10 protein-coding genes are annotated in these 13214 nt (G+C 59.2%); 7 read left to right on the plus strand and 3 right to left on the minus strand.

All coding sequences use genetic code 11. The features are described 5' to 3' along the window. Positions 1–66: 66 nt before the first annotated feature. Together purD and BJF91_RS02585 are read right to left on the minus strand one after the other, a co-directional pair. Positions 67–1347 carry a phosphoribosylamine--glycine ligase gene (gene purD, locus BJF91_RS02580; RefSeq protein ID WP_075612924.1) on the minus strand — a complete coding sequence of 427 codons (1281 nt, stop codon included), beginning with the start codon at positions 1345–1347 and terminating at the stop codon, positions 67–69. 53 nt (positions 1348–1400) lie between these two features. Beyond that, complete coding sequence (locus BJF91_RS02585; protein WP_075612925.1) at positions 1401–2477, minus strand: acyltransferase family protein; 1077 nt, start codon at positions 2475–2477, stop codon at positions 1401–1403. A gap of 329 nt (positions 2478–2806) precedes the next feature. Here BJF91_RS02585 and BJF91_RS02590 point away from each other — a divergent pair, with 329 nt between their 5' ends. From BJF91_RS02590 to dmeF, 6 genes are all read left to right on the plus strand, one after another. Next, complete coding sequence (locus tag BJF91_RS02590; protein WP_075612926.1) at positions 2807–5137, plus strand: Tex family protein; 2331 nt, start codon at positions 2807–2809, stop codon at positions 5135–5137. A gap of 185 nt (positions 5138–5322) precedes the next feature. Beyond that, a complete protein-coding gene (locus BJF91_RS02595) occupies positions 5323–6591 on the plus strand; it encodes an SAM-dependent methyltransferase (protein ID WP_075612927.1) in 1269 nt (422 codons plus the stop codon). Position 6592: 1 nt separating this feature from the next. Then, positions 6593–7057, plus strand: a complete 465-nt coding sequence (locus BJF91_RS02600) for a hypothetical protein (protein ID WP_075612928.1) — start codon at positions 6593–6595, stop codon at positions 7055–7057. Between the two features lie 219 nt (positions 7058–7276). Next, the gene (gene ubiA, locus BJF91_RS02605; protein WP_075612929.1) at positions 7277–8230 is read left to right on the plus strand and encodes a 4-hydroxybenzoate octaprenyltransferase; all 954 of its coding nucleotides are present in this window, start codon (positions 7277–7279) and stop codon (positions 8228–8230) included. Between the two features lie 64 nt (positions 8231–8294). Further along, complete coding sequence (locus BJF91_RS02610; protein ID WP_075612930.1) at positions 8295–8570, plus strand: metal/formaldehyde-sensitive transcriptional repressor; 276 nt, start codon at positions 8295–8297, stop codon at positions 8568–8570. Beyond that, on the plus strand, positions 8567–9667 hold the full coding sequence (dmeF, locus tag BJF91_RS02615; protein ID WP_075612931.1) for a CDF family Co(II)/Ni(II) efflux transporter DmeF: 1101 nt from the start codon (positions 8567–8569) through the stop codon (positions 9665–9667). Before BJF91_RS02610 ends, dmeF begins: the two co-directional genes overlap by 4 nt. Positions 9668–9768: 101 nt before the next feature. On the opposite strand, the gene BJF91_RS02620 is transcribed toward dmeF, so the two are convergent. Then, a complete protein-coding gene (locus BJF91_RS02620) occupies positions 9769–10350 on the minus strand; it encodes a DUF6101 family protein (protein ID WP_075612932.1) in 582 nt (193 codons plus the stop codon). A gap of 556 nt (positions 10351–10906) precedes the next feature. Between BJF91_RS02620 and BJF91_RS02625 the strand changes: the two genes are divergently transcribed. Beyond that, positions 10907–13090 carry a DUF1217 domain-containing protein gene (locus tag BJF91_RS02625; RefSeq protein ID WP_075613083.1) on the plus strand — a complete coding sequence of 728 codons (2184 nt, stop codon included), beginning with the start codon at positions 10907–10909 and terminating at the stop codon, positions 13088–13090. The last annotated feature ends 124 nt before the right edge of the window (positions 13091–13214 follow it).

Below are 13214 nucleotides of genomic sequence, written 5' to 3' on the forward strand. Positions count from 1 at the left end.
GATTGCCACGCGGTGAGCGGCAAAGCTCGAATTTTAACAATTACCCGTTTTGGGTCAGGATTTGGATCAGGATTGAGAGCCGGTTTCCCGGGCAATCGCCCGCCAGCCGATATCGCTGCGGCAAAAGCCGTTGCTCCAGTCGACCTGGCCTGCCAGAGCATAAGCGGCCTTCTGCGCTTCGGCTACGGTCGTGCCGCGGGCGGTAACGTTCAGCACGCGCCCGCCGGTCGCAACCAGCTGCCCATCCTTGAGGGCCGTGCCGGCATGAAAGACCTTGGCTTCACTGGTTGCGGCGGGCAGGGCTGATATCGGCGTGTTCTTCTCATAGCTGCCGGGATAGCCCTTGGAAGCGAGAACCACCGTCAGGGCCGGATCGTCGTGCCATTCCGCCTTGACCTGATCGAGCGTGCCGGTGGCGCAGGCATGCAGCAGCGGCAGCAGATCGCTTTTCAGCCGCATCATCAGCACCTGGCATTCGGGATCGCCGAAGCGGACATTGTATTCGATCAGTTCCGGGCCCTTCTCCGTGATCATCAGGCCGGCGAAGAACACGCCGGAAAAGGGCATGCCGAGCTCTGCCATGCCGCGCATGGTCGGCTCTATGATCTCGCTCAGCGTCCGCTCGACCAGATCGGGCGTCATCACGGGGGCGGGCGAATAGGCGCCCATACCGCCGGTGTTCGGGCCGGTATCGCCATCGCCGACCCGCTTGTGGTCCTGGGCGGTGGCGAGCGGCAAAAGCGTTTTGCCGTCGCAGAGGCAGAAGAAGCTCGCTTCCTCGCCATCGAGGAAGGCCTCGACCACCACTTCGGCACCGGCAGCGCCGAAGGCGCCTTCGAAACAATCGTCGACAGCAGAAAGCGCCTCATCCAGCGTCATCGCCACGGTCACGCCTTTGCCAGCGGCCAGCCCATCGGCCTTGATGACGATCGGTGCGCCCTGCTCGCGAATATAGGCCTTGGCCTTCGGTGCATTGTTGAAGCGCTGATAGGCGCCGGTCGGAATGTTGAAGCGGGCGCAGATATCCTTGGTGAAGCCCTTGGAACCCTCCAGCTGGGCAGCGGCCGCAGAAGGGCCGAAGACCGCAAGGCCAGCGGCGCGCAGCGCATCGGCAAGGCCTGCAACCAAGGGTGCTTCCGGCCCGACCACGACGAAATCGACCGCCTTGTCCTTGCAGAAACCTACGACTGCTTGGTGATCGTCGATATCGAGGCTGACCAGCTCGGCATGTTCACCGATGCCGGGATTGCCGGGCGCGGCGTAGAAGGCGCCGATCAGCGGCGATTGTGCCAGCTTCCACGCCAGGGCATGTTCGCGTCCACCCGAACCGATCAGCAGAATATTCATCGCGCGCCTCTCCAGAAAACCTGCCCGGCGGTTAGGGTAGGTGGATGCAAAGGTCAAGAGGAAAGCGGTTGAACGAGCTTTGCTTGGGGATGGCGGGCTTTCCAAGCGCCGATAAGCCACCGGCGCGACGGCTTTTCGATCAGGTGGTAGCTCAGCGTTGCCGCAATCAGGCTTGCCACGATCATCAGGAGGGCGGAGAGCCAGCCGGGGAGGGCGGTGCCGAAGCCCGCGCGGATCAGGGTGAGCGTCAGGAAGCTCACGGGCATGTGGAAGAGATAGAGCGAGAAACTGATGCGGCCGAGAAACCTGAGCGGTGAGGCGGCGAGCACAGCCCTGGACACGGGCGCTTCGCAGGCGGCGAGATAGACGATGACGGTGGCAACGAGCGCCGTCGACACACCCCAGAACGTGTCCACCTGAACCGCAGTGGCGGACGCGCTCAGAAAGAGGTCTTTGCCGACAAAGAACAGCGCGAGAAGGGCGAGCACCGCAAGACCCGTGAGGGCATTTGCGGGCCGTAGAATGCCTGTCGCAAACAGCCTGCCTGCCAGCGCACCAAACAGGAAATAGGGGATTTTCGACAGCAGCACGATGCCGGGGCCGGGAAAGCCGAAATAAAAGGCGACTGCGAAAGCGAGGACCAGCAGGCCAATCAGGCCCTTTCGACGGGCCGGATGTTCGACACACAGCCAGAGGATCAGGAAGAAAAGGTAAAACTGGATTTCCGGCGGCACCGACCAGAACACGCCGGTCGAGCCCAGCATGACGAGATGCCTGACGATCTCGACGGCACCCAGCACTGGTTGGATATAGCCGAGTGCCGGCAGGTGCGAGAGCGCGATCACCAGCAGCACAGCCACCAGATAGACCGGATAGATCCGCACGAAGCGATGCACGAGATAATCGGCAACGGCAGCGCGGGTGAAGGCTTTGCCGCCATAAAGATGCGCCATCAGGAAGCCGCTCAGCGAAAAGAACAGCGCCACCGAGGGATCGCCGACCAGAAGGGCGGGCATGCTGATGCCTGTGAGCAGCGGCATATGTGAAATGACCACCGCAAAGGCGGCAAAGCCGCGCAATCCGTCCAGGCTTTCGATATACTGGCCTTTGCCGCCTTGCTTCTGGTCCATATTAACAGTCGTCCCCGATAAGCCCCGTCTCGTTTCGAACTATAGACGGGGCCGGTCAAAAGAGAATGCTCATAAATGGTTAACCCTGTCAGAGGGCTGATTTCCCGGTTCGATGGTTAACCGGCAAGGCTAGAGTTTGTCAGGGAAAAGTGGAATCCGGTTTTCCCGAAAAGACAAACGAAAACAGAAGAATCTAGGGTCTGTCAGGTTCAATCTGAACCTGACAGACCCTAGATTGCGGCTTGCTTTCCTGTGGAACCCGGTGCTTGGCTGTTGTCTTGCCCGATTGGCCGACTACAGTCGCGCGGCAAATTTCAGAAGGAAGACCCATGGCCGACGACATCAAATCCATCGCCGCAATCATCGCGGGCGAGATCAATGCCAGGCCGGACCAGGTCGTTTCCGCCGTGGATCTCTTGGATGGCGGCGCTACCGTTCCCTTCATCGCCCGTTACCGCAAGGAAGTCACCGGCGGCCTCGACGATACGCAATTGCGCAACCTGGCCGAACGGCTGACCTATCTGCGCGAGCTCGGTGCGCGGCGCAAAGCCATCGTCGACAGCATTGTCTCCCAGGATAAGATGAGCGACGATCTTGCCTTGAAGATCGCCCGCGCCACGACCAAGGCCGAGCTGGAAGATCTCTATCTGCCCTATAAGCCGAAGCGCCGCACCCGCGCTGAAATCGCCCGCGAAAAGGGGCTGGGACCTTTGGCCGAGGCGATCTGGGCCGACCGAACGGTCGATCCGGCCAAGTTGGCGGAGGCTTATGTGAAGGGTGAGGTTGCCGATGTGAAGGCCGCTCTCGAAGGCGCGCGCGACATCGTCGCCGAGACCATGGCGGAAAATGCCGATCTCCTGAAGAGCCTGCGCAACTATCTGAAGGATAAGGCGATCCTCTATTCGAAGGTGGTCGACGGCAAGCAGGCGACAGGCGAAAAATTCGCCGATTATTTCGATCATTCCGAGCGTTGGGCGACGGTGCCGGGCCACCGGGCGCTGGCCATGCTGCGCGGCTGGAACGAGGAAGTGCTGACGCTGACCATAGAGGCTGACCGGGACGATGTCTCGCCGGTCAAGCCGGCCCAGCAGACGATGGCGCTGGCTTTCGGCATCAGCAACAAAGGCCCGGCCGACAAGTGGCTGATGGAGGTTGCTGGCTGGACCTGGCGGGTGAAGCTGTCGATGTCGCTATCGCTCGACCTGATGCGCGAGCTTCGCGAACGCGCCGAGGAAGAGGCGATCCATGTCTTTGCCCGCAATCTCAAGGACCTACTGCTCGCCGCACCGGCCGGCTCACGCCCGACCATGGGGCTTGATCCGGGCATCCGCACCGGCGTCAAAGTGGCTGTCGTCGATGGTACCGGCAAGGTGCTGGAGACTACGACCGTCTATCCTTTCCCGCCGAAAAACGATATCCGCGGCACTCAGGCGGAACTGGCCAGCCTGATCCGCAAGCATGGTGTCGATCTCATTGCCATCGGCAATGGTACCGGCAGCCGCGAGACCGAAAAGCTGGTGGCTGACATGCTGGCGAACCTACCAGCATCCTCGCAAAACGGGGGAGGCCAGAAGCCGACCAAGGTGATCGTGTCGGAGGCCGGTGCTTCGGTCTATTCGGCCTCTGAGCTGGCTGCCAAGGAATTTCCCAATCTTGATGTGTCACTGCGCGGTGCCGTCTCGATTGCCCGGCGCCTGCAGGACCCGCTGGCCGAACTCGTCAAGATCGATCCGAAGTCGATCGGCGTCGGCCAGTACCAGCACGATGTCGACCAGGGCAAGCTTGGTCGCTCGCTGGACGGCGTGGTCGAAGACGCCGTGAATGCTGTCGGTGTCGATCTCAATACGGCGTCTGCGCCGCTGCTTGCCCGGGTGTCCGGCCTTGGCGGCTCGATTGCGGAGGCCATCGTTGCCCATCGCGATCAGACCGGGCCGTTTTCCACCCGCAAGGACCTGATGAAGGTGCCGAGGCTCGGTGCGCGCACTTTTGAGCAATGCGCCGGCTTCCTACGCATTCCCGATGGCAAGGAGCCGCTCGACGCATCCGCCGTGCATCCTGAAGCCTATGGCGTGGCCAAGAAGATCGTTGCCGCCTGCGGCCGCGACCTGCGCACCATCATGGGCGACAGCAGTCTGCTGAAGGGCCTCGATCCGCGCCAGTTTGTCGACGAGCAATTCGGCCTGCCGACGGTCAAGGACATTCTGGCGGAAATGGAAAAGCCGGGCCGCGATCCGCGCCCGAGCTTCAAGACCGCGACCTTCGCCGATGGCGTCGATGAGATCACCGACCTGAAGCCGGGGATGCTGCTGGAAGGCACGGTCACCAATGTCGCGGCCTTCGGCGCCTTCGTCGATATCGGCGTCCATCAGGACGGGCTGGTGCATGTGTCGCAACTGGCCGACCGGTTCGTCAAAGACCCGCATGAAGTGGTCAAGGCCGGCGATGTGGTCAAGGTCCGCGTGGTCGAGGTGGATGTGAAGCGCAAACGCATTGCGCTGACCATGCGCAAGGATGGTGGCGAAGCGCCGCCGCCTTCGGCCCGCGACAACCGAGGGCCTGCGGTCATGCGCCATGCCAATCCTAAATCTGCTGGACGCGAGGAAAAGCCTGCGCTTGGCGGGTTGGGTGCCGCGCTGGCCGAGGCAATGCGCAAGAAGTAGAAATAAAACCCAAAGTAGAGATAGCAAATGGCCATGCGCTTTCCGGTGCATGGCCGTTTGATTTTGCAGAATGTTCCATCGATTTTTGAAAATTATGTGACAAAAGCACACTTGTCAGCGCCATCAGAGACGATAGGGTTAGCCATTCGGTGAATGGGCAATCTCTTTCTTCTCTGGAGGTGTCAATGGCTTCATCTCTTCGTGGCATGTTGGCGAAGATCATCCGAAAAGGCACCCTTGATGTTATCGGGGCAGATGGACAGGTCCAGCGCTTCGGCGACGGGTCTGGTACGCCGATCACCATCCATTTCTTCGACGAGCGGGCGGAAGAGGAAATCTACCGCGATGCGCAGCTGAAGCTGGGCGAAGTCTATATGCAGGGCCGCATGGCCTTCGAAAAAGGCGATATCTACGATCTCCTGGCGCTGGTCAAAACCAACACGCTGGTGGCAGACCTGACGTTCCCGATGATCTGGCGCGGGTTGCTGCGCATCGCCGCAGCGCGAGCGCGTGGACTGCTGCCCGTCAACCATAACAGACGCAATGTTGCGCATCACTATGACCTCAGCGCCAAGCTGTTCGATCTGTTTCTCGACGAGGACTGGCAATATTCCTGCGCCTATTTCAATCCGCCAGGCATTTCGCTGGAGGAGGCGCAGCTTGCCAAGAAGCGTCACATCGCCGCCAAGCTGATGCCGGAACCGCGCCAGCGCGTGCTGGAAATCGGCTCCGGCTGGGGTGGCATGGCGATCTATCTGGCGGAAACCTGCGGCGTCGATGTCAGCGGCATCACGCTGAGCGAAGAGCAGTTGAAGGTCTCGCGCGACCGGGCCGCCAAGCGAGGCCTGACCGACCGGGTCCGTTTCGACCTTCAGGATTACCGCACGATGAAGGCGCAATCCTTCGGAGGGCCCTTCGACCGGATCGTCTCGGTCGGCATGTTCGAGCATGTCGGCGTCGCCAATTACCGGCGCTTCTTTCGCAAGGTGCACGAGTTGATGGACGATGACGGGGTGATGATCCTGCATTCGATCGGCCAGCCCTATCCGGCGCTCTACAACAATCCCTTCTTCGAGAAATACATTTTTCCCGGTGGCTATATTCCGTCTCTGGCCGAGGTGCTGCCAGATGTCGAGAAGTCGGGTCTGCTCGTTGCCGATTGCGAGATCCTGCCGATGCATTACGGCCATACGCTGCGCCATTGGCGCGAGCGTTTCATGGCGCGCAAAGAGGAGGCTGCGAAACTCTATGACGAGGCCTTCGTGCGCATGTGGGAGTTTTATCTCGCCGGCTCGGAAATGGCCTTCACCCATGAGGATTTTTTCATCTTCCAGCTGCAGATCACCAAGAAGCGGATGAGCGTGCCAAACAATCGCGACTATATCGCCGGCCGCGAAGAGGCATTGAAGGGGAAGGAGGCGTCCAGAGCGCCGTTGGAAAAAGTGCTGTTTTGATGTGGCCGCCCGCATACTCGCCGTCGGTGTGGATCTCGCCTTCGAGCATCATCCGGAAACGCCGCGTCAAGATGGCCTCGCGCATGTTAATGAGCAGCACCCATGCTGTTTTGTACTGGCAGCCGAGTTCGCGAGCGAGCTGGAGCGACCTTCCGAGTTGGGCCGGAGCGAAGGAATGACGGATTTGCGTGAAATCAAAGACGTATTTTCTGTTGAAAGTCGTCCGGGAACGATGGTTCTGGTGGCGGGTATCTCGGATTTGCCTGTGAGCAGAAAGCTTACGGCGATTGTGCGCAGGCCTGACGGATCGACTACGGAGACGGTCGCCTATAAGGATTGGCTTCTCCGTCGAACACCAGCAGTCCACGAGGTCGAGGGTTTTCTCTTGGTCGGTCTTGAAAAAAGCGACATTCCAGACGGAAGCTCGGTTGAAATCAGGATCGATGGAATGGCGTCGATCGGCTGAGGCATTGGACGCTCGGTAGTTCAAGCGGCTGATTGCCTGACATGCGCCCCGAAGCCTGGAATTCAAAGCTGGTGGCAGTTGCTACCTAAATCCGCAAATCCTCTGCGTCGTGTACTGTGGGGGAGGTGTGTCGCGCGCCGACACACGCTTATGTTCCTGCGCATTTTCAGAGGGGAAACCGCTTTCCCCTTTCCCTGGAAATGCTCTATAGATCATGCCATGAGCACCGCCAGTGACACCACCGCCCGCGTCCACGACGCGACCCCCGATAACTGGGTCTACCGGCATCTGCCGCGGCCTGTCTGGCCCTATGCGCAGCTGGCCCGCTGGGACCGGCCGATCGGCTGGGAATTGCTGATGTGGCCCTGCCTCTGGTCGTCGGCGCTGGCGGCCAATTACCTCGCAGGCGAGAATGCCCTGCCGGTCTGGACCTTTGTTGCACATCTCATCCTGTTCTTCATCGGCTCGGTCGCCATGCGCGGCGCGGGCTGCACCTATAACGATCTTGTCGACGAAGAAATCGACGGTTCAGTCGCCCGCACGCGCTCGCGGCCGCTGCCATCGGGCCGGGTGACGCGACGCCAGGCGAAGCTCTTCATTCTTGGCCAAGCCCTGGTCGGCGCCGTGGTGCTGTTCTGCTTCAACGGCTTTTCCATCCTGCTGGGCTTGTCCTCGCTGGTCATCGTCGCCGTCTATCCCTTTGCCAAGCGCTTTACCGACTGGCCGCAGTTCTTCCTTGGCCTTGCCTTTTCCTGGGGCGGCTTGATGGGCTGGGCCGCGCTCACCGGCTCGCTGTCGCTGGCCGCCGTGCTGATGTACGGCGCTGCCATCGTCTGGACCATCGGCTATGACACGATCTATGCCCATCAGGACAGGGAGGACGACGCCCTGGTCGGCGTGCGCTCCACCGCACGGCTGTTTGCCGACGATACCAAGATTTGGCTGTCGGGCTTCTATGTCGCCATGGGCCTGCTGCTGTTTGTCTCTTTCCTCCTCGCCGGCGCCGGTTTCCCGGCCTATCTCGGCCTGATCGCCGCGCTTGTCCTTCTCGGCTACCAGATCAAAGTGTTGGATATCAACAATCCCCTCCAGTGCCACGCGCTGTTCAAACTGAATGGCAAGGTCGGATTGATCCTGTTCCTCGGCCTCGTCTGCGCCATCCCATTCGCGTGATCGCATAGCTCTCATATAAGAGAGATCTTGTATTCTAATGCCATATAGGGTACCCCCCTATGGCATGAGCCATACAATCAAACACCAGGCCAAGCTGCTCGCCCGCATCAGGCGGATGAAAGGGCAGATGGAGGCCATCGAAACCGCCCTTCTCGCCGAGAAGCCCTGCGAAGACATCATGAACCTGACGGCCTCGGTGCGCGGCGCGCTGACCGGGCTGATGGCAGAATTGATCGAGGAGCATATCCGCGAGCATGTCGTTGCCGAGGGACTGGATTCTTCCGACCGCAACAAGGGCGCTGAAGATCTCATCGAGGTGATCAGGAGCTATCTCAAATGACATCGCACACCCATGGCGAAAGCGGGCACGGGAAAGTCGGGCACGGGGAAAGCGGGCACGACGAGGGCCACCACTCGCATCCCCATCCGCACACTCATGATCATCACGACCATGATCATGAGCACGGTCATAGCCATAACCATAACCACAACCATGACCACGCCGATCGCCTCGCCAGCCGGCATGATCACGTCTTTCTCGGCCGCGACCACCAGCGCAACGAGCGTCGCACCTGGGCGGTCATCGCCGTCACCACGGTCATGATGGTGGTGGAAATTACCGCCGGCCATTTGTTCGGTTCCATGGCGCTGACGGCCGACGGCTGGCACATGGCCACCCATGCCGGCGCCATTCTGGTCTCGGCGCTGGCTTACAGTCTTGCCCGCCGCCATGCCGGCAACCCCCAATTCACCTTCGGCACCGGCAAATTTGGCGATCTCGCCGCCTTCTCCAGCGCTATTTTTCTTGGGTTTGTCGCAGTGATCATCGCCTGGGAAAGCCTATGGCGTATCGTCGATCCGGTGCCGATCGACTTTTTCGAGGCCATCGTGATCGCCGCCATCGGTCTCGTCGTCAATCTGGTCTGCGCGCTACTGTTGCAGGAAGATCATCATCACGGGCACGGCCATCATCATGATCATCACGACCATGCCTCCAGCCACCATGGTGGCGACCGCAACCTGCGTGCTGCCTATATCCATGTGCTTGCGGATGCCCTGACCTCGGTCATGGCCATCGGGGCTCTGTTGCTCGGCAGTGTGTTTGGTTGGCTCTGGCTCGATCCGTTGATCGGCGTCGCCGGCGCGCTGGTGATTGGCAGCTGGGCTTTCGGGCTGATGCGCGATAGCGCCATGGTCCTGCTTGATCATGTCCCCGAAACGCAAGATCTTTCCGGGGAGATCCGCCGGACGATCGAGGCCGAAGGGGCTGATATTTCCGACCTGCATGTCTGGCAATTGGGACCCGGCCACCACGGCGCTATCGTCTCGCTGGTCGCATCCAATCCGCAACCAAGCGCCTGGTACCGCGAAAAACTGTCCCATATTGCTGCCCTGTCGCATGTGACGGTGGAAGTCGAGCGGGCTAAAGCGGCCTGAGGCCGGCGGCGTCGGGCAGGGCGCTTGCCCAGAAACGACACATGGCCCGCCGGTTTGGGCGAGCCATGGTAAGATTTTGACGCTTGGCGCGTCCGAAGATTTTAACGGCGGGCGATGATTTCCTTGCCCGAAATCTTCATGGAGACGCCGAGATTGCCTGTCGTGCGGCGCACGAGGAAGCGTGGGCGGCGGTCTGCAAAATAGGAATGACGGCGGCGGCTGCGCGTCGGAGCGGCTCGGAGTTCGCCCAAATGCTCTTCCAGAGGACGGGCAACGCCATCGGCCTCGACCATCAGCATGGGAATACGGAAGGTTTCGGCCCAGCTGCGCCAGTCGGCGGCGATGTCGCAAAGGTCATGAGCGACGAGCAGCGGAATGCAAAGCTCGGGATCGGTGTGATGCAGTTCCAGCGTCACGGTCACTTCGCCATTGCCATGGTCGATGGCGCGGGCAGCTATCCCCTTGAAGGCCCGGGCCGGTAAGGCAAAAGACATCGGCAGCCCGCTGGACGGCAGGATCTTGCGCAACACGGCGCCGCGTTCGTCGAGCGTAATGGAGACATTGCCTGACGCGCTCTGGCCGGAGGCATCACGCATCGCATAGGTTACATGCTGCGGGAATCGCGATGGCTCCAATCGGAAGGTCGCGCCGGCCCAGACGGGCTTCATAACCGTGTTCGTCATCTTACTACCCTTGTTTTACCTGAGAGCCGTTCGTTGCCGTACTCTTCTTTTTTGGGACTTTTCGTCCTCTGAGGCCAAAGATAGCCTTCGTGTGTTCCGGAGCGCTTAAAAATCGCGGTTAAGAAAATCCTGACGTTCCAGATGGTTATCGAATTGCAAGCGCTAACGGTTTCATTTTCGTGAACCGCTTTTTTAAAATTGTGAAGGATTAGTTAAGTGTATCCTACTATGTTAGGGAGATAATGCTATGCGTGATCGATGCGTTTCCGCGACCTTTATTGGGGCGAATTGATCAAAACGTGTATAGACGCCGCGAATGTGTATTGCGGTGGGTCCTCTTGGCGGCGGCGGTTATCTGTCCCGCTTCAAACTCAAGGGCCATTCTGTTTTGCGGCAAAAGCCAGGAGCAAGGCAGGTAGACCATGATGGGTTACCCGACATCCGTATGATGCAACAGGCCAGGGGTGGCCAGGGGCAGGATCATGCGGTGATTGAAAGCGGTGCTTGCAGGACGTGGCAGGCAGTGCTTTCGGAGCTTATCGAGGAATGCACTGCCATGGTTTCTACTTACATTGGCTATGATCTCGTCAATCGCGATATGAAGACGAGCCTGAAACGGGTCGCTCAGGAGCCTGAAGTTGCGCGCGAGCTAAAATATTATCAGGACAATATCGGCAAGGTCAAAACCGTCGACGACTTCATGAAGGACGACCGGCTCTATACCTATGCGATGAAGGCGCATGGTCTTGAGGACATGACCTATGCCAAGGCCTTCATGAAAAAGGTGCTGGAAAGCGACCTCAATGACGAAAACAGCTATGCCAACAAGCTAGCCGACGACCGCTACCGTAATTTCGCCCGCTCCTTCAACTTTTCCTCCGAAACGGCTGATATGCAGACCGAGAAGCAGGAAGATGACGTCATTGGGCTCTACAAGCAGTCGCTTGTTACCGAAGGAGACGATGCCAAGGCCGAGGTTCAGTATTACGACACAGCTATCGACGGCGTCAAAAACGTCGACGATCTCCTGAAGAATAGCCGCCTGACGAAGTTCGTGCTGAATTCCTATGGTCTGGACACCAAATACTATTCAACCGACCATCTGAAGAAGATCCTGACCAGCGATCTCTCCGATCCCACCAGCTATGCCAATACGCTGACGACCAACAAATCGGACTATCTGAAAATCGCCAACGCCTTCAGCTTCGACACTGATGGCTCACTGAAGAACGCAACCGCGCAGACCGCCGACCAGAAGACGGCGATGGAAGATCTCTACCTGGAGGAGGTTCCCAGCACGGAAACCGCCTTTCGAGCCGAGCGAGAAACAACCAATTACCGGACAAAAATCGCCGCCGTCACCAAGGTCTCCGACATTACAGGCGATTCGCGGTTGTTCGATTACGTCAAGACGGCGCTCGGCATGGACAAGAACATGCTGAAGTCGACCTTCGAGAACATCGTTACCAGCGATCTCTCGGACCCTACCAGCTATGCCAATACCCAGGGCAAGGTGAAGGGTGATTACGCCAAGATCGCCGCCATGTTCAACTTCGACACCAGCGGCAACACCACCGCCGGCGATGCCCAGAGCGCCGCCCAGCTCTCCCAGACCACAACGGGCTACAACACCAATTACGACGATGCCGACCAGGCCAGTCTCGACAGTTTGACGACCTATTACACCACCCAGATGAAGTCCTTCACCAAGGTTGACGATCTGCTCAACAACAGCCGTGTCTATGACATGCTGATGAAGGCCTATGGCATCGGCGAGGACGAGTTTTCCAAGGCGAACCTCAAGAAGGTTCTCACCAGCGACATGACCGATCCGAAGAGCTATGCCAACAAGACCAATGACAAGCGGCTGATTAGCCTTGCCTCGGCCTTCAACTTCAAGTCCGATGGCACACCCGACGTGCCGCTGCTCGCGCAGTCGGAGCGCACGATTACCGAAACTGCCAAGGATTATATCGTTCAGAAGACCCGGTTCCTTAGCGGCAAGGCGCAGACCGATGCCAAGACTGCGGCCCAGACCGATGCCAAATATTACCAGGACAATATCGTCAAGGTCACCTCGGTCACCGACCTTCTGAAGGACCGCAAGCTGGTGGATTTCGCGCTGACCGCAAATGGGCTCGATGCGACCAAGGTCACCGATGACATGCTCAAGCAGCTGTTCTCGTCCGATCTCACCGACCCCAAAAGCTTTGCCAATGCCCAATCGGACGAGCGCTACGCGCAATTCGTCGCCTCCTTCAATTTCGACACCAGCGGCAAGCTCGACAAGAATTATGCCAAGGGCGTGCAGAACCGCGGCGAAGTCCAGAGCACGGAAAATCTCTACCTGCACCAGTCCCTGGAAACCGAGCAGGGCCAGAGCGACCAGGGCGTGCGCCTGGCGCTTTACTGGCAGCGCCAGGCGCCGACCATCACTTCTGCTTACGACATCCTCGCGGACTCCGCTCTGCTGGAAGTGTTCCGCACCGCCTACAGCCTGCCGTCAGACATGAGCAACATGGATATCGATCAGCAGAAGAAGGTGATCGAGAAGAAGATGGATCTGAACGATCTGAAGGACCCGAACAAGGAAAAGAAATTCCTGCAGCGGTTTACCGCCATGTACGATCTTCAGAACGATAATGGTTCCTCCGCCAATGCGGCCCTGACAATCCTTGGCGGCGGTTCCTCCTCAGGCGGCATCAGCGCCAGCCTGCTGGAATCGCTCAATAGCCGCTGATCGAAGCAAGCAAAGTATAAGCTCCAGATTTGCAGAGGCGGGCTTCGTGCCCTCCTGCAGATCCGGCTTGCACCTCTCCATGCCTATCGATATATCCGATGATATATATCGATAGGCATGGAGA

The sequence above is a fragment of the Gillisella taibaishanensis genome (assembly GCF_001938985.1).
Classification (GTDB): domain Bacteria; phylum Pseudomonadota; class Alphaproteobacteria; order Rhizobiales; family Rhizobiaceae; genus Allorhizobium; species Allorhizobium taibaishanense.